Genomic DNA, 15,546 nt, shown 5'->3' on the forward strand with positions numbered 1-15,546 from the left:
GGGTGGTCCATGGGGCGCTCCGGGTCAGCGAGGGGGCGTCTGTTCGGGATCCTGGGCGAGGCGATCGATCTCGGCGCGAAACTCGTCGATGTCCTGAAAGCGGCGGTAGACCGAGGCGAAGCGGATGTAGGCGACCTGGTCGAGGCCGCGCAGCGCGGCCATTACCGCCTCACCGATGTCGCGGGCGTGGATCTCGCGCTCGCCGCGGGCGCGCAGGGTCTGGCGGATGCGCTGCACCGAGGCCTCGATGGCCTCGGCGCTGACCGGCCGCTTCTCCAGGGCACGCAGCATGCCGGCGCGCAGCTTCTCCTCGTTGAAGGCCTCGCGGGAGCCATCACCCTTGATCACCCGCGGCATGATCAGCTCGGCGGTCTCGTAGGTGGTGAAGCGCTCGCCGCAGGCCACGCACTGGCGACGCCGCCGCACCTGGTCTCCCTCGGCGACCAGCCGCGAGTCGGTGACCTTGGTGTCGTGGGTGCCGCAGAAGGGACAGTGCATGGCAGGGTTCCAGAACGGGAAACGGGACTCGTCGCATTGTAGCGACTCGAGCCCCGCCCGCCCAGCGGTGCCTCCTCAGTGCCCCGCGTGCGACATGCCTTCGGCCTTCCCCTCGGGCATCTCCTCGGCCTTCTCCTCGGGCATGCCGTGGCCCATGGTCTCGATGCGGCGCACCGGGGCCGCCACCTCGAGGGTCTGGCCATCATCGAAGGTCAGGCTGAGCGCCACCTCGTCGCCCTCGTGGAGCGGCTCGACCAGATCGATCAGCATCAGGTGATAGCCGCCCGGGGCCAGTTGCGCGCCTTCGCCCGCCGGCACCGGGATCATCTCCACCTGGCGCATCTGCATCACCCCGTCCACGTCAACATGATTGTGGAGCTCCGCCACCCGGGCGGCTGGCGTGCTCGCCGCTACCAGGGCGCGATCGGCATCACCAGCGTTATGAAGCTGCATGAAGGCGGCGGTGGTGGTGGAGACCGGCGGCACGGCACGCACATGGGCGCCCTCGACGCTCAGTGTGTCGGCCAGCGCCGCGCTGCTGGCCAGGCCGGCAACCAGGGCGAGCAGCGGGCCGCGCCAGGACAGGGAAAAACGTGGCAGCATGCAGATGATCCTCTCGATGACGGGAACCTGAGGTCACAGCATAGGTCAGGAGACGCGGCATGTTCGCGCTTGCGACATAACGCCCCAGCGCGATGGAGATTAATGCACCGCTAATCACCGGCTGTCAGGCTCTGCTCCTGGCGGCATGACCGCCCCACATTTCCGGCAAGGAGCCTTTCGCCATGCAGGCATTGAACCAGAGCATCGCCGTGGGTCCCATGGGATTCTCGATCGGCCAGTTGCTGATCATCCTGGCCTTCGGCATCGCCCTGTTGACCGGGGCACTGATCGGCCGACGCCACCGCACGCCCACGGCCGACACCCTCTTCAACCTGCTGCTGATCGCCCTGGTCGGCGCGCGCCTGGTGTTCGTGGCGCGCTACTGGGGCAGCTACGACGGCGTCCTTTCACTGCTGGATATCCGCGATGGCGGCTTCGACCCCCTGGGCGGCCTGGTAGCCGGCCTGGGCTATGCCACCTGGCGGCTGTGGCGCTCCCCCCGCCAGCGTGTGCCGCTGGGCGGCGCGCTGCTGGCCGGCGCCCTGGCCTGGGGGCTGACCGCCGGCCCGCTGCTGCTGATGGAAGATCGCGGCCGCCCGCTTCCCGACACGCCCCTGACCACCCTGGCGGGCGAGGCCACCGATCTGCCGGGCCTGGCCGAGCGTCAGGGCCAGCCGCTGGTGGTCAACTTGTGGGCCACCTGGTGCCCGCCGTGCCGGCGCGAGATGCCGGTATTCGAGCAGGCCCAGGACGAGGCCAGCGACATCACCTTCGCCTTCGTCAACCAGGGAGAGGATGTGGCGCTGGTGAACCGCTTCCTCGATGAACAGTCTCTGGAACTGGACAACGTGCTGCTCGATGCACGCACCGCCCTGGGCGACGTGACCGGCGCCATGGCCATGCCCACCACGCTGTTCTATGACGCCGAGGGGCGTCTGGTGGATACCCACTTCGGCGAACTCTCCCACGCCACCCTGCGCCAGGGACTGGAACGTCTGCGCTGACGCCCTGCTTCGAGACACTTCACCTCAGCCTTCACGACAACCGTCACAAGGACCCACAATGCGACACACACTCAAGTTGCCGGCCATCGGCGCCCTGACCCTGGCCTTCATGGCTCCGGCCCTGGCCAATGATGACCTGCCCGCCCCGGTGGCCGCCCTCACCGAGCAGGGCCTGACCATCCACGGCGAGTTCGAGGGCCCGGCCGGGTTGACCGGTTACGGCGCCAGCCACTCCGCCGGCGAAGTGGCCATCTACCTGCTGCCGGGTGGCGAGCACGCCATCGTCGGCACCCTGGTCGATGCCGAAGGCAACAACCTCTCCGAGCCCGCGCTGGACAAGCACGTGCGCGCCGCCCAGTTCGCCGAGGTGTGGCAGGACCTGGAGGAGAGCCACTGGATCGCCGATGGCGACCCCGATGCCGAGCATGTCGTGTATACCTTTACCGATCCCAACTGCCCCTACTGTCGCCAGTTCTGGCACGACGCCCGCCCCTGGGTCGAGGCCGGCAAGGTGCAGCTGCGCCATATCATGATCGGCGTGCTGGCCTCGGACAGCCCGGCCAAGGCCGCCGCCCTGCTCGGCGCCGACGATCCCGCCGCCGCCCTCCACGCCCACAGTGGCGACGGCGAGGAGATCGAGGCCGGGCCCCAGTCACGCGAGGTCGAGGAGCAGGTCTACGCCAACAACCAGCTATTCGACTCGCTGGGCTTCATGGCCACCCCGACCACCCTCTTCCGCAACGGCGACCGGGTCGATCGCATCGAGGGCGTGCCCAGCCCCGAGCGCCTCGAGGAAGCCATGGGCGGCCCGGCGCCCTGACGCTGGCCGACACGCAGGCAGCCTCGTAGCCGCCTGCTGACACATAACAAACGGGCCCCACTGCCAATGGCAGCGGGGCCCGTCGCTTTCACTCGTTGTGGATCAGCCGTCGGTGGAGGTGGGGTTCTCTCCGTAATCCGCATGGTCGCCGAGACGCTGGCCATCGACCTCATCACCATAGAAGCCATGGTGATTGTGGAAGATCTCGTCGGTCTCATCCAGCGACTCGAGGTCGCGACGACGCGGATCCTGGGGACGCTCATGGCTGTTGATGAAGGCAGCCACATCCCAGGCCTCCTGGTCCGAGAGCGAGTAGGGCTTGCCCAGCGGCATATTGGCCTTGATGAAGTTGGCGGCGGTGTTCACCCGGTGCATGCCGGCACCCCAGTTATAGGAACCGTCACCCCACAGCGGCGGGAAGACCTGGCGTTCGCCGACCTTCTGGCCCTGGCCATCGTCGCCGTGGCAGACCGCACATTGCTGGGCATAGACTTCAGCCCCACGCTCGCGGTCGGCACCCTGCTCGGTCTCCTCAAGCTTGGGATAACCGCGACCCGGCATGGACTCGTTGATCGGCGCGCCAGTCGCCATCCAGTGCAGGTAGGTCTGCATGGCAACCAGCGGCTCGCTGCCATTCTCCGGCGGCTTGCCATTCATGGAGTAGGTGAAGCAGCCCTGGATACGCTCGGCCAGGGTGTTGACCTTGTCGTTCTTGCCACGATAAACGGGGTAGACACCGAAGGAGGCCCACATCGGCGCCGAATTGGCGAGGCGGCCGGCATCGAGGTGACAGTTGGAGCAGTTCTGGTCGTTGAAGACGTACTCCCCCCGCAGCTCCTGGGTGTTGAGGAAGAGGTCACGGCCCCGGCGCACCATATCGCCGTACTGGTTGTCGGGGATGTCACCCTCGTGGGGCGGCTGGAAGGTGACCTCACCCTCGGGTGCCTCGGGCAGCGGGATCTGGTAGTCGCGCTCGGTCGCGTCATCTTGGGCCAGGGCGGCCAGGGGAAGGCTCAGGGCCGAGGCCAGAGTGCCGGCCATCAGCAGGTGGAATATACGCTGGCTCATTGACCGTCCTCCTCTTGTGCCGCGTCGTTCTGCTCGGCGAGACGCTCCGGCAGGGTGGCATAGTAGTCGGCGATCATGCCGATCTGCTCCTCGTCGAGGCGCTTGGCGATGCCCACCATCAGACCATTGGGATCATTGCGCCGCGTGCCCTCGCGCCAAGCCTGGAGCTGCGTGGCGATATAGTCCGGATGCTGGCCTGCCAGCGGCGGGAAGGTGGCCCCGACGCCCTGCCCGTTGGGGCCGTGGCACTGGCTGCAGGCCGGGATCATCTTGTCCTCGGCCCAGTCACCGCGCTCTGCCAGCCACTCCGCCTCGTTGTTCGGATCGGCTGCATGATAGGCCGTGGGCAGTTCCGGCCAGGGCTCCATTTCGGCGTAGTAGGCGGCCACATCGGCGATCTGCTGTTCATCGAGCATGTTGACGAAGGGCAGCATGGTGGCGCTCTCGCGACGCCCCTCCTTCACATCGTACAGCTGCTTGACGATGTACTCGGCCGGCAGCCCGGCCAGGCGCGGCCAGGATTCCCCATTGGGGTTGTTCATGCCCATGCCGTCGGCCTGGTGACAGGCCACGCAGGTTCCCGCGACCCCCTCACCACGCGCGGCGTCCCCCTCGAGCGCCACGGACTGGCCGGCGGCCAGGCTGGCGCCCAGCAGCAGGCCGAGCCCACTCAAGATCCTCTTGCTGGTCGTCATCAGGTAATCCCCTTGTTGTTTCATGGCCCCTCAGAGGGCCACGGTATTAGCCTGCACCGGGAAGGTCAGGCGAGCCTCCAGCCCACCCCTCGCGGGACGGACAAACTTCAGGTCACCGCCGAAGCGCTCGGCGATGGCCACCACGATGGCCAGCCCCAGGCCGCTGCCGTGCTGCTTGCTGGCACGCCAGAAGCGTCTGGCCATCTGCTCCAGGGCTTCGTCATCGACCCCGGGCCCCTGGTCGATCACCCGGAATGTCAGGGTATTGTGGTCTTCGTACTCCACATCGAGGGTGACTCGTGACCCCTCGCCGCCGTGGCGGAGCGCGTTGTCGATCAGGTTGCGCAGCGCGGTCACCGCCAGCTCCCGTGGCAGCGCAAGAGGTGCCTCGGGCCACGCCTCGGGCAGTTCGAAGCGCGCGGTCGCTGCACCGCTGTCGCGCAGCGCCAGGGCCACCACCTCGGCCGGGCGGCACAGGGTGCCGTCCTCGAAGGCCAGTCGCCCCTCCACCCGCGCCAGCATCAGCAGCTGGTCGAGTATCCGCGCCAGGCGCTCGACACCCTCCTCAGCGTAGCCGACGGCATCACGCGCCGCTTCACCCTCTACCCGGCTGGCCACCTGCAGGTGGGTCTTGATGGCGGTGAGCGGCGTGCGCAGCTCATGGGCGGCATCGTTGGTGAAGCGCTGCTCGCGAACGATGGCCTGCTGGACGCGGGCCAGCAGACCGTTGAGGGTCTCCACCAGCGGACGCAGTTCGCTGGGCACCCCATAGGTGGCCACCGGCGCCAGGGCATCCGGATGGCGACGCGCCAGGGAGTCGCGCAGCCGGGCGATGGGCGACAGGCCACGCACCACACCGATCCACAGCGCCACCAGACTGCCCAGCATGGCCACCACGAAGGGCACCGTGGCCACCTTGATGACGTTGCCGAGCAGCAGGTCACGCTCATCCATGCGGTCGGCGGTGGTGATGGTCAGCCCGCCACGCTCGTAGGTGAACACCCGCCAGGTCACGCCGCCCTCTTCACGGTAAGCATGCCCACCGACCTCACCCACCGCCAGGATCGACTCCAGGTCGGTGTGGGTACGCGCCATGATCTCGCCGCGCGGCGAGTGCACCTGGCAGGCCAGCCCCTCGATGGGTGGGATCGACAGTGCCCGCCGGTCGGCCTCGAGCCACACATCCTGGGGCAGCTGCGCCATCAGCCCCGCCACCATGCGCGCCGATTGGGCGAGACGCTGGTCAAGGGTAGCCACGAACTGCTCCTCCAGGTCGCGCAGCAGCCAGGCAGCGGCCAGCCCCCAGAGCAGCACCAGGGTGACCCCGAGGGTCACCAGCAGCCGCGTGCGCAGGCTCACGGACGCCCCTTCTCGCCAGACTCACCCAGCGGCGGCCCCAGCCGGTAGCCCAGCCCGCGCACCGTCTCGATCACCTCGCTGCCGAGCTTGCGACGCAGATGATGGATATGCACGTTGAGGGCGTTGCTCTCCACATCCTCGCTCATGCCGTAGAGGCTATCCTTGAGCTGGTCCGCCGAAAGCACACTGCGCGGCGCCTGCAGGAAGGCCTCCAGCAGCACCAGCTCGCGGCGCGAGAGGGCCACCGGCCTACCGCCGAGAGTGACCTCCCGGGCCACCGGGTCGAGGCACAGGGCGCCGTGCTCGATCAGCGGATGCGAGCGCCCCGCCGCGCGGCGCAACAGCGCCTGCAGCCGGGCCACCAGCTCGTCGAGGTCGAAGGGCTTGACCAGATAATCGTCGGCACCGCCCTGCAGGCCGGCCACCCGGTCGCTGACCGCATCGCGGGCGGTCAGCACCAGCACCGGCGTGGTCACCCCGGCGTCGCGCCACTCCTCGAGCAGGCTCAGGCCATCACCGTCGGGCAGGCCGCGGTCGAGGATCACCACATCGCTGTCGACACTCTCCAGGGCACGACGCGCCTCGGCAATGGAGGCCACATGATCGACGACATAGTCGTGCACGGCGAGCCCGGCGCGAATGCCTGAGGCCACCAGGGCGTCATCCTCGATCAGCAGTACGTGCATGGCATAAGGTCCTCTCGTTGTGCGACATCCTGTCACTAGGCCATTAAGCCTGCGTTAATGGTTATGAACATATAAGTCGGAACCGGCGATCCATTGGTCGTATACGACGACTCCCCCGCTGGCGGGGCCTGCGGGGGAGTCGCTTGATACAGGACAGGTTCAGCTGCGCGCAGGAATCGCCCTGGCCAGGAACCAGCCGGCGACCATTGCCACCAGCATCGCCACCAGCGGCAGGGTCAGACCGGCGATGGAGGCGATCGCCGGGCCTGGGCAGTAGCCGGAGAGCCCCCAACCGATGCCGAACAGCGCCGAGCCGCCGATCAGCCGGGCGTCGAGATCCTGGCGGGTAGGCAGCTGGAAGGCCTCGGCATAGATCGGGTTGGGCCGCTTGAAGACCAGGCGGTAGCCGATAAAGTTGGTCACCACGGCACCGCCTAGCACGAACATCAGGGTCGGGTCCCAGGCGCCGGCGAGGTCAAGAAAGCCCAGCACCCGCGCCGGGTCGGTCATGCCGGAAACGGCAAGCCCCAGGCCGAAGATCAGCCCGGCGATATAGCCCATGAGCGTCTTCATGCGCCACCTCCGATCACGTGCCGAACCACGAAGACGGTGACGATCGCCATCACCAGGAAGGTGAGGGTCGCCACCAGCGAGCGCGGCGAGAGCCTGGCCAGGCCACACACCCCGTGGCCGCTGGTGCAACCGCTGCCCAGGCCGGTGCCCAGGCCCACCAGCAGGCCGGCGACGAGCATCAGCAGCACACCGCCGGCGGGTTCACCGATCACCTCTCCGGCGGCACCCGCCACATTGCCCAGGCCGCCGCCCAGCAACATCACCACGATGGGACCGCTGATCAGGCCAAGCAGGAAGGTGAGGCGCCAGGCGCTGTCGCCCTTCGGCCGAGCGGTGATCAGGGTGCCGATGATGCCGCTGATGCCGGCGATGCGGCCCAGGGTGGCCATCAGCCAGGTAGCTGACAGGCCGATCAGCACGCCGCCGGCCAGTCCCTGCAGGGATGAACTCCAGTCCACACTTTCTCTCCTTTAAAAACCTTGGGTAAGTCCTTCAGGGCATCCGCGGATGCGGCTGCGCCTCGTCGTCACGCGTCGCGCCCGGCACGGCGCCCAGCTGCATCTCGGCGCAGCGCCGCGACAGGCGGCCGTCGCCGACGCCGCGCAGCTCCTGCCAGGCATCGAAGGTACTGAGAAACACCTTGCCGGTCATCTCGTGACAGAACTCGGTGTGTTGCAGGCGATCCATCACCGGCCCCTTGACCTCGGCCAGGTGCAGCGCCACGCCGGAATCCTTGAGGCGAGCGTTGATCGCTTCAAGGCTCTCCAGCGCCGAGGCGTCGATGATGTTGACCGCCTGGCAGGCCAGCACGATGTGCTCGAGGCCAGGCTGGCGGGCGGCCAGCTCCATCACGGTGTCTTCCAGATAACGCGCATTGGCGAAGTAGAGGCTCTCGTCGACGCGCAGGATCGTCAGGCGCTCGTCGGTCTCCACGCGGTGGCGCTGCACGTTGCGGAAGTGCTCGGTGCCCGGCACGCGACCCACCACGGCGCTGTGGGGCCGGCTGGTGCGATAGAGGTGCAGCGCCAGCGACAGCCCCACGCCGACCATGATACCGCTCTCCACGCCATGGCCCAGGGTGACGGCGATGGTGGCCAGCATGGCGGCGAAATCACCCCGCGAATAATCCCAGGTGCGCTTGATCGCCGCGAAGTCGACCAGCGACAGCACCGCCACGATGATGGTGGCCGCCAGGGTGGCGATGGGCAGGTGGGCGATCAGCGGGGTGAGCAGCAGCGCGGCCACGCCGATGCCTACCGCGGTGAAGGCACCGGCGGCCGGAGTCTCGGCGCCGGCGTCAAAATTGACCACCGAACGCGAGAAGCCACCGGTGACCGGCATGCCGCCGGTCAGCGAGGCGGCGATGTTGGAGGTGCCCAGGCCCACCAGCTCCTGGTCGGGGTCGATGCGCTGGCGGCGCTTGGCGGCCAGGGTCTGGCCCACCGACACCGACTCCACGAAGCCGACGATGCTGATCAGCAGCGCGGCCACGAACAGCTGGCTCCACAGGCCGCTGTCGAAGCCGGGCAGGGTCAGCGGCGGCAGGCCGGCAGGCACCGCGCCGACCACCGCCACACCGTGCTGGTCCAGCCTCAGCCCCCAGCTGGCCAGGGTGGTCACCGCCACAGCAAGGATCGGCGCCGCCTTGGTCAGCATGTCCGCCGGACGCGGCGGCACCCCGAGCCGGCGCAAGGCAGGTTTGAGCCAGCGCCTGGCGGCATAAAGGAAGGCAAGCACCCCGAGGCCGATCACCAGGGTGGGCAGATTGACGCTGCCCAGCTGGCCACCCAATCCGACCACGAGCTCCAGCAGATTGTGGCCGCTCGCCTCGACGCCCAGCACATGCTTGAGCTGGCTGGCGGCGATGATCAGTCCCGAGGCGGTGATGAAGCCCGAGATCACCGGGTGGCTCAGGAAGTTGGCCAGGAAGCCCAGCCGCGCCACGCCCATCAGGGTCAGGATCAGGCCCGACATCAGCGCCAGCACCAGAGCCGCACCGAGATACTCCGGCGTGCCCTGGGGCGCCACCTGCCCCACTGCTGCCGCAGTCATCAGCGACACCACCGCCACCGGCCCCACGGCCAGGGTGCGGCTGGTGCCGAACACCGCATAGACCACCAGCGGCGTGATGCTGGCATAGAGCCCCACCTCGGGTGGCAGCCCGGCCAGCATGGCGTAGGCCAGCGACTGGGGGATCAACATGATGGTAACGATCACCGCTGCCAGCAGGTCGCTGGCCAGGGCGCTGCGCCCATAGTCGGGCAGCCACTGCAGGATCGGCAGATAGCGTTTCGGGTTCATCTCAACGCTGCCCGGCGGCGGCTTCCAGATGCGGCCGATGCTCTTCCAGATCATGGCCAGCGGCCCGCGCAGCGGCCAGCAGCGCCGGTATATCGCAACTCTCGCCCTGGCTGCGGGCACGGGCCCACAGGTGCACGGCACGCTTGCCGGTCTTGCAGAAGGCCAGGATCGGTGCCGGCAGTGTCTCCAGTGCCTCGCCGAAGGCGGCGATGTCCTCCTCCGAGTATTCGCCCGGTATCACCGGGATGCAGCGCCACTCGAGGCCGAGCTCGGCGGCACGCGCCTTGAGGGGACGGTCATCGGGGTGGTCCTCGGCCTCGCCAGGGCGGCGATTGCAGATCACCGAGCGAAAGCCGCGGCGGGCGACCTCGTCGAGATCTTCCGGGCTGACCGCGTCGGTGATGGCGAAGCCGGATTCGAGCTGATGAATCTGCATATCGACTGTCTCCTGAGCCTTCAGAACTTGTTGATCGGCACCTTGAGGTAGACCTGGCCGTTATCCTCGGCAGGGGGCATCTCACCGGCGCGCATGTTTACCTGCACCGAGGGGATGATCAGCCTCGGCATGCCCAGGGTGGCGTCGCGCTCGGTGCGCATCCTGACGAATTCTTCCTCGGCAATGCCCTCGTGGACGTGGACATTGTGGGCGCGCTGTTCGGCCACCGTGGTCTGGTGCTGGTACTCATCGCGCTCCGGCGCCTTGTAGTCGTGGCACAGGAAGAGGCGCGTCTCGTCGGGCAGCGACAGCACCTTCTGGATGGAGCGATAGAGGGTGCGCGCGTCGCCGCCGGGGAAGTCGCAGCGGGCGGTGCCGTAGTCGGGCATGAACAGGGTGTCACCGACGAAGGCGGCATCGCCGATCACGTAGGTCAGGCAGGCCGGGGTGTGGCCAGGGGTGTGCAGCACCCGCCCTTCCAGGTTGCCGATGGTGAAGGTGTCCCCCTCCTCGAAGAGGCGGTCAAACTGACTGCCGTCACGGGCGAACTCGGTGCCGGCGTTGAAGGCCTTGCCGAAGACGTCCTGCACCACGGTGATGTTGGCGCCGATACCGGTCAGCCCGCCCAGCGTCTCGTGCAGGTAGGGGGCGGCAGAGAGGTGGTCGGCGTGCACGTGGGTCTCGAGGATCCACTCCACCTCGAGGCCGTTGTCGCGTACGAAGGCGATGATCTCATCGGCGGAGCGCACATCGGTGCGCCCGGCGGCATAGTCGAAGTCGAGCACCGAATCGAGGATCGCGCAGGCGTTACTGTCGGGATCCTGCACCACATAGCTGAAGGTATTGGTGGGCTCGTCGAAGAAGTGGGTCACGATTGGCTGGGACATGGGAAACAACCTCCATCGGATGTCGCTGGCCGGAGTATGGAGACAGCATAGCCGAAAACATGTTCTAAGAATAGAATATTTAGCTATATAGGGGTCCCGCTACCCTCCTCCACGGCACGAGCCCCGGCGGCAGGGCCTTCGGGGCTCGTTGTTCCAGCGCTGCCGTACGCCTACTCCCAGGCAGCTCCTTCCAGGGCATCCAGGGGGATCTTGAGGTAGCGCTTGCCGTTGGCCTCAGGCTCGGGCAGACGCCCGCCACGGGTATTCACCTGGAGCGAGTGCAGGATCAGCTTGGGCATGGGCAGTTCGCTGTCGCGCTGGTCGCGCATCACCGTATAGTCATCCTCGGTGACGCTGCCTGCCAGGTGCTTGTTGGTTTCGCGCTGCTCACGCACCGTGCTCTCCCACTCCGGCTCGCGACCATCGGGCATGTAGTCGTGGCCGGTAAACAGCCGGGTGTCGTCGGGCAGTGCCAGGATCGCCTGGATGGAGCGCCACAGCTGGTGGGCATCGCCCCCGGGAAAGTCGGCCCGGGCGGTGCCGAAGTCCGGCTGGAAGAGGGTGTCATGGACGAAGGCCGCGTCGCCCACCACATAGGTGATCGAGGCCAGGGTATGCCCCGGCGAGAACATCACCCGCACCTCCAGATCGCCGATGGCGAAGGTGTCACCCTCGGCGAAGAGGCGGTGCCACTGGGAGCCATCGGCAGGGAAGTCGGGCCAGTGGTAGATCTTCTTCCACAGCTTCTGCACCTCCACCACCTTCTCGCCGATGGCAGTGGGCGCCCCGGTCTTCTCGCTCAGGTACTGCGCCGCCGAGAAGTGGTCGGCATGAGGGTGGGTATCGAGCACCCACTCCACCTCAAACCCCTTCTCCTTCACATAGGCGAGCAGCTCATCGGCATGGTGGGTAGCGGTAGCGCCGGACTTCTCGTCGAAGTCATGGACCGGGTCGATGATGGCGCACTTGCCGGTGGCCGGGTCACTGACCACGTACTGGATGGAGAAGGTCCGCGGGTCGAAGAAACCGGCGACCTCGGGGCTGCCGACTCCGGTGCTGGGCGAGAGGGCAAAGGTCTTCATGGGATACCTCCGAGAGCGTATTAAGTGGGTCGATCATCAATCGATAAATATGGAATAAGCTTAGCTTAAAATGGACTATATGGCGATTGTGCCACTGCATGGGGTCGATAGCCCTTCCGCGACAACCTCCGCAGGGGAGAACTAACGCACAGCGCCCGCAACCAGAAGGCCGCGGGCGCCGCGCATCGTTAGCCGGCTGGAGCCGGCGGTGGCTATTTCTTCAGCTTGCAGGTATTCACGCCCAGCAGCTTGTAGGCCGGGCAGAAGTTGAACAGACCGGTGGCCAGCGGTACCACGCCGATCCAGCCCCAGGCACCGATGGTGCCGGTCAATGCCAGCAGGATCAGCACGATGCCGACCACGATACGGGCAATCCTGTCGATACCACCTACGTTACGGGTCATGGCGTTCTCCTCGATGCTTGGGAGCAAAAGTTGCTTGGATTCAGAAGGTAAAGACCGGAACAGTCGGGTCTCGCATCAGCTCGGCGATCGGGCCCGGTGCGGCGATGCCCACCCCCTCGCGCAACACCTCCTCACCATAGTCGCGGTTGGGCAGATAGATGGCGCAGACGTCCACCTGAGCACCATTCCCCATCAGCATCTGCATGATGCCCTCGGGGGTCACCTGACCGGCGGGGTTGCTCGGCGGGGTATTGATGGGCTGGGCGCTCTGGTAGCCCTCTACTGCCAGGTCACCGGCCTGGTCGCAGAGCAGCAGCTGGAGGTCGGTGCCCTGCTGCTGCATGGAATTGGCGAGGATCATGGCCATGCCCTGGGTCTCCAGGGAGTCACTGGTCAGGATCATCAGTGCCTTGTCGCCGGCGGCCTTGTCACCCTCGGCCTCCCCTCCATGGCTGTCGGCCAAGGCGTTGGCGCCGAAGGCAATAGCACCCGTGGCCAGCACCATACTCAGGGTCGTCTTGAAACTCATGATCCTCTCCTTGCTTGGGTCGAAGACTTGCGTGGAAATCTCTTGGCGGAAAACGTCTTGGCCGGGCAATGCTTGTCAGGAACACCCTCCCCGGAAGCGCAGGCAGGCCACCTGCCCCACCCGCGTGCCGATCATCGGGCTACTCGGCGGGCTGCCAGGCAACCTCGGGGTCGATCTCGTAGCTCCACGGCAGGCCGGAGTTGCGCCAACCATTTACGGCGCGCACGCCCTTCGAGTCGCCCTCCTCGAGCTTGCCGCCCTCGAAGCCATCGGTCACCGAGTAGACCTGGCTGAAGCCCATCTCGGCGATGGCATCGGCGGCGGGGGCGCTGCGCGTTGAACCCGAGCGGCACATGACGATGATCGGGTCATCCTCGGCTACCCCCAGCGCCTCCAGTTCGGCGCGCATCTGGGTGTCAAAGTCGGTGTTCTTGACCATCGGCCAGCTCTTCGTCTCGGCGTCGAAGTTGTCGCGATCGGCCAGCACCCAGGGCACGTGGATGTCGGTGGGCTCGGCGAAGCCGGTGAACTTGATCTCTACCGGGTCACGCACGTCGATCAGCACCGCCCGGTCGTTCTCCTGCATCAGCTCCCAGGCCTCGGCAGCGTTGACGTAGAGCCCAAGCGACGTCTCGCGATAGGCCTCGGCCTCCTCGGCGAAGGCCGGCCCACCCGCCAGCATGGCCGCCATGACAGAGCCCGCCAGCAGAGTCTTCATCGCTGCTTTCATAACCACTTCCTCTAACGCTATGACATAACTCAATGTTAATCCCAGCGTAGTCCAGAAGCTGCCGCGTCGGCATGAGGCATGTGGCCGCACCTTGATGTGTATCAACAGGAATGCAGCCACCCAGGCGCGGGACAACGTGCCGCAGCCAGAACGTGTGTGAAACGGGCATCATGCACCGAGCTCAACGACACCACTGGCGGAGGCACGCATGTCCCGAATCTGGCAATGGATCACCCTGCCCTATCGGCGCTACCCCTTGTTGACCGGCATCCTGATGCCGCTGGCACTGGTGGCGGCCTTCATGCTGGCCCCCGGCCTCATGGCACCGGAGCCGGAGACGGTGGATCCGCTGGGTCGAACGGCGCTGACCCTGGCCGCCGAGAACGGCGAGACCGAGAGGGTATTGGTGATGCTCGACGACGGCACCGCGGTGGATGCCAGCGACCGCTGTGGGTGGACAGCCCTGATGAAGGCCGCCGCCAACGGCCATCTGGAAATGCTCGAGGCGCTGCTGGCCCGCGGTGCCGATACCGAGCACCGCGACCAGGCCGGTTACACGGCGCTGCTGGTGGCGGTGGTCAACAACCAGGCGACCACCAGCCGCGCACTGCTTGCGGCCGGCGCCGATGTCGATGCCGTGGATGATGAGGCGGGCTGGTCGAGCCTGACATGGGCCGCCAAGGATGGCCGCCCGGAGCTGGTCGAGCTGCTGCTGGCGCAGGGTGCCGACCCCGCCCATGTGGCCGGCGACGGCACCACGCCGCTGCACTGGGCGAGGGAGAATGGCCATACGGAGATCGCCGCGCGCCTGGAAGCCGCCGGCGCCGGCGAGTAGCCCGTCTCAGGCCGGCTCGGCCGGCCCAAACAGGCGATCCGAGAAGCGCACGTACCAGGCCGCGGACTGCACCTGGATGATGTAGGCCAGGGCGATCAGCAGGGCGGCGTCGGTTCCGGCCTCGCCGAAGGCGTTCATGGCAAGCGCCAGGGCGATGGAGAGGTTGCGCATCACTGTGCCATAGACCAGGGCGATGCCGTCGCCGCGCGACAGCCAGGCCCGGGCCACCAGGGTGCTGATCAGGTAGTTGACGGCGTAGAGGATCAGCAGCGGCACGGCGATATCCAGCAGCAGCCCGGGGCTTGCCAGCAGGTCATCGGCCTTGAGCGCCATGGCCACGAAGACGATGCCCAGCACCCCCAGGGTGGAGAGCGGCGGAAAGCGCGGCGCCCACTGCTTGCGAAAGCCCTCGGCGCCATGGCGCTTGATCAGGAAGTGTCGCGTGAGCTGGCCGGCCAGCATGGGAATGCCCACCACCAGGATGATCTGGCGGAACACCGCCACCAGATCCACCGGGATTGCCGCCCCCATCAGCCACTTCACGTAGATCGGCGTGGCCAGCGAACCCAGGATCAGACCGACCACGGTCATCTTCACCGCCGCCGGCAGGTTGCCGAGCGCGAAGCCGGTCCAGGAGATGGTCATGCCGCTGGTCGGCAGCAGTGCGGCCAGCAGCAGCCCCAGCGCCAGGTAGGGCGCATCGGCAAACCACCACAGACCCAGCCCGAAGGCCACGAAGGGGATCACCGCGAAGTTGATCAGCTGGGCCAGCCCCTGGGCGCGGCCGTCGCCGCCCATCAGCAGTTCACGCAGGCGCAGGTTGACCATCATCGGGTAGATCATCAGCAGGGTCAGCGGTATCACCAGCATCGAGAGCCAACCCACCGGCGCCATGGCACCGAAGGCCAGCCCCAGCAGAAGGGTCACCGGTATCGCCACCACGAGATTGCGCGTCAGCGCCTGGATTACACCCATCATGCTCATTCCTCCCGCTCCATCGATACCGTCACGCTGCGCCTCGACCCGCGTGACGACA

Annotated in this window: 19 protein-coding genes; 3 read left to right on the plus strand and 16 right to left on the minus strand. The window is 67.0% G+C overall.

What is annotated here, in order from left to right:
* Window positions 1-24 precede the first annotated feature (24 nt).
* On the minus strand, window positions 25-498 hold the full coding sequence (gene nrdR / locus LWH48_RS09335) for a transcriptional regulator NrdR (protein ID WP_161431079.1): 474 nt from the start codon (window positions 496-498) through the stop codon (window positions 25-27).
* Between the two features lie 75 nt (window positions 499-573).
* Window positions 574-1,101 (minus strand): copper chaperone PCu(A)C, encoded by a 528-nt coding sequence (locus LWH48_RS09340; protein WP_232912326.1) that lies wholly within the window; start codon window positions 1,099-1,101, stop codon window positions 574-576.
* Window positions 1,102-1,283: 182 nt separating this feature from the next.
* Between LWH48_RS09340 and LWH48_RS09345 the strand changes: the two genes are divergently transcribed.
* Entirely contained in the window at window positions 1,284-2,105 is an 822-nt protein-coding gene (locus LWH48_RS09345) for a TlpA disulfide reductase family protein (RefSeq protein ID WP_232912327.1), read from the plus strand.
* Window positions 2,106-2,163: 58 nt separating this feature from the next.
* Entirely contained in the window at window positions 2,164-2,925 is a 762-nt protein-coding gene (gene dsbG / locus LWH48_RS09350) for a thiol:disulfide interchange protein DsbG (protein WP_269816164.1), read from the plus strand.
* A gap of 102 nt (window positions 2,926-3,027) precedes the next feature.
* Here dsbG and LWH48_RS09355 read toward each other — a convergent pair whose 3' ends face one another.
* The 13 genes from LWH48_RS09355 to LWH48_RS09415 form a co-directional block, all read right to left on the minus strand.
* Window positions 3,028-3,993, minus strand: a complete 966-nt coding sequence (locus LWH48_RS09355; protein WP_232912328.1) for a c-type cytochrome — start codon at window positions 3,991-3,993, stop codon at window positions 3,028-3,030.
* Entirely contained in the window at window positions 3,990-4,688 is a 699-nt protein-coding gene (locus LWH48_RS09360; RefSeq protein WP_232912329.1) for a c-type cytochrome, read from the minus strand. The genes LWH48_RS09355 and LWH48_RS09360 overlap by 4 nt, the downstream gene beginning before the upstream one ends.
* Before the next feature lie 30 nt (window positions 4,689-4,718).
* Window positions 4,719-6,047 (minus strand): ATP-binding protein, encoded by a 1,329-nt coding sequence (locus LWH48_RS09365; protein ID WP_232912330.1) that lies wholly within the window; start codon window positions 6,045-6,047, stop codon window positions 4,719-4,721.
* Window positions 6,044-6,733 (minus strand): response regulator, encoded by a 690-nt coding sequence (locus LWH48_RS09370; RefSeq protein ID WP_232912331.1) that lies wholly within the window; start codon window positions 6,731-6,733, stop codon window positions 6,044-6,046. The genes LWH48_RS09365 and LWH48_RS09370 overlap by 4 nt, the downstream gene beginning before the upstream one ends.
* Window positions 6,734-6,892: 159 nt before the next feature.
* Window positions 6,893-7,306 (minus strand): DUF6691 family protein, encoded by a 414-nt coding sequence (locus LWH48_RS09375; protein WP_232912332.1) that lies wholly within the window; start codon window positions 7,304-7,306, stop codon window positions 6,893-6,895.
* Entirely contained in the window at window positions 7,303-7,764 is a 462-nt protein-coding gene (locus tag LWH48_RS09380; protein WP_232912333.1) for a YeeE/YedE family protein, read from the minus strand. The genes LWH48_RS09375 and LWH48_RS09380 overlap by 4 nt, the downstream gene beginning before the upstream one ends.
* Window positions 7,765-7,798: 34 nt before the next feature.
* Window positions 7,799-9,607 (minus strand): SulP family inorganic anion transporter, encoded by a 1,809-nt coding sequence (locus tag LWH48_RS09385; protein ID WP_232912391.1) that lies wholly within the window; start codon window positions 9,605-9,607, stop codon window positions 7,799-7,801.
* Window position 9,608: 1 nt separating this feature from the next.
* Entirely contained in the window at window positions 9,609-10,043 is a 435-nt protein-coding gene (locus LWH48_RS09390; RefSeq protein WP_161431059.1) for a TIGR01244 family sulfur transferase, read from the minus strand.
* 20 nt (window positions 10,044-10,063) lie between these two features.
* A complete protein-coding gene (locus LWH48_RS09395; protein ID WP_232912334.1) occupies window positions 10,064-10,930 on the minus strand; it encodes an MBL fold metallo-hydrolase in 867 nt (288 codons plus the stop codon).
* A gap of 170 nt (window positions 10,931-11,100) precedes the next feature.
* Window positions 11,101-12,012, minus strand: coding sequence for an MBL fold metallo-hydrolase (locus LWH48_RS09400; protein ID WP_232912335.1), 912 nt, complete (start codon window positions 12,010-12,012; stop codon window positions 11,101-11,103).
* Between the two features lie 212 nt (window positions 12,013-12,224).
* On the minus strand, window positions 12,225-12,416 hold the full coding sequence (locus LWH48_RS09405) for a YgaP family membrane protein (RefSeq protein WP_161431053.1): 192 nt from the start codon (window positions 12,414-12,416) through the stop codon (window positions 12,225-12,227).
* Between the two features lie 40 nt (window positions 12,417-12,456).
* Window positions 12,457-12,945 carry a hypothetical protein gene (locus LWH48_RS09410; RefSeq protein ID WP_232912336.1) on the minus strand — a complete coding sequence of 163 codons (489 nt, stop codon included), beginning with the start codon at window positions 12,943-12,945 and terminating at the stop codon, window positions 12,457-12,459.
* Window positions 12,946-13,084: 139 nt separating this feature from the next.
* A complete protein-coding gene (locus LWH48_RS09415; protein WP_232912337.1) occupies window positions 13,085-13,675 on the minus strand; it encodes a rhodanese-like domain-containing protein in 591 nt (196 codons plus the stop codon).
* A gap of 208 nt (window positions 13,676-13,883) precedes the next feature.
* Here LWH48_RS09415 and LWH48_RS09420 point away from each other — a divergent pair, with 208 nt between their 5' ends.
* Window positions 13,884-14,510, plus strand: a complete 627-nt coding sequence (locus tag LWH48_RS09420; protein ID WP_232912338.1) for an ankyrin repeat domain-containing protein — start codon at window positions 13,884-13,886, stop codon at window positions 14,508-14,510.
* Window positions 14,511-14,516: 6 nt separating this feature from the next.
* On the opposite strand, the gene LWH48_RS09425 is transcribed toward LWH48_RS09420, so the two are convergent.
* On the minus strand, window positions 14,517-15,494 hold the full coding sequence (locus LWH48_RS09425; RefSeq protein ID WP_232912339.1) for an arsenic resistance protein: 978 nt from the start codon (window positions 15,492-15,494) through the stop codon (window positions 14,517-14,519).
* Window positions 15,495-15,546 lie beyond the last annotated feature (52 nt).

The organism is Halomonas sp. G15, assembly GCF_021282295.1.
GTDB classification, from domain to species: Bacteria; Pseudomonadota; Gammaproteobacteria; order Pseudomonadales; family Halomonadaceae; genus Halomonas; species Halomonas alimentaria.

What these genes read in the sequence shown, in the direction of transcription:
- LWH48_RS09410 (WP_232912336.1), bottom strand. Translation starts at nt 12,945, where the DNA reads ATGAGTTTCAAGACGACCCTGAGTATGGTGCTGGCCACGGGTGCTATT.
- nrdR (WP_161431079.1), bottom strand. Translation starts at nt 498, where the DNA reads ATGCACTGTCCCTTCTGCGGCACCCACGACACCAAGGTCACCGACTCG.
- LWH48_RS09405 (WP_161431053.1), bottom strand. Translation starts at nt 12,416, where the DNA reads ATGACCCGTAACGTAGGTGGTATCGACAGGATTGCCCGTATCGTGGTC.
- LWH48_RS09375 (WP_232912332.1), bottom strand. Translation starts at nt 7,306, where the DNA reads ATGAAGACGCTCATGGGCTATATCGCCGGGCTGATCTTCGGCCTGGGG.
- LWH48_RS09355 (WP_232912328.1), bottom strand. Translation starts at nt 3,993, where the DNA reads ATGAGCCAGCGTATATTCCACCTGCTGATGGCCGGCACTCTGGCCTCG.
- LWH48_RS09360 (WP_232912329.1), bottom strand. Translation starts at nt 4,688, where the DNA reads ATGACGACCAGCAAGAGGATCTTGAGTGGGCTCGGCCTGCTGCTGGGC.
- LWH48_RS09390 (WP_161431059.1), bottom strand. Translation starts at nt 10,043, where the DNA reads ATGCAGATTCATCAGCTCGAATCCGGCTTCGCCATCACCGACGCGGTC.
- LWH48_RS09415 (WP_232912337.1), bottom strand. Translation starts at nt 13,675, where the DNA reads ATGAAAGCAGCGATGAAGACTCTGCTGGCGGGCTCTGTCATGGCGGCC.
- LWH48_RS09370 (WP_232912331.1), bottom strand. Translation starts at nt 6,733, where the DNA reads ATGCACGTACTGCTGATCGAGGATGACGCCCTGGTGGCCTCAGGCATT.
- LWH48_RS09345 (WP_232912327.1), top strand. Translation starts at nt 1,284, where the DNA reads ATGCAGGCATTGAACCAGAGCATCGCCGTGGGTCCCATGGGATTCTCG.
- LWH48_RS09395 (WP_232912334.1), bottom strand. Translation starts at nt 10,930, where the DNA reads ATGTCCCAGCCAATCGTGACCCACTTCTTCGACGAGCCCACCAATACC.
- LWH48_RS09340 (WP_232912326.1), bottom strand. Translation starts at nt 1,101, where the DNA reads ATGCTGCCACGTTTTTCCCTGTCCTGGCGCGGCCCGCTGCTCGCCCTG.
- LWH48_RS09385 (WP_232912391.1), bottom strand. Translation starts at nt 9,607, where the DNA reads ATGAACCCGAAACGCTATCTGCCGATCCTGCAGTGGCTGCCCGACTAT.
- LWH48_RS09425 (WP_232912339.1), bottom strand. Translation starts at nt 15,494, where the DNA reads ATGAGCATGATGGGTGTAATCCAGGCGCTGACGCGCAATCTCGTGGTG.
- LWH48_RS09400 (WP_232912335.1), bottom strand. Translation starts at nt 12,012, where the DNA reads ATGAAGACCTTTGCCCTCTCGCCCAGCACCGGAGTCGGCAGCCCCGAG.
- dsbG (WP_269816164.1), top strand. Translation starts at nt 2,164, where the DNA reads ATGCGACACACACTCAAGTTGCCGGCCATCGGCGCCCTGACCCTGGCC.
- LWH48_RS09420 (WP_232912338.1), top strand. Translation starts at nt 13,884, where the DNA reads ATGTCCCGAATCTGGCAATGGATCACCCTGCCCTATCGGCGCTACCCC.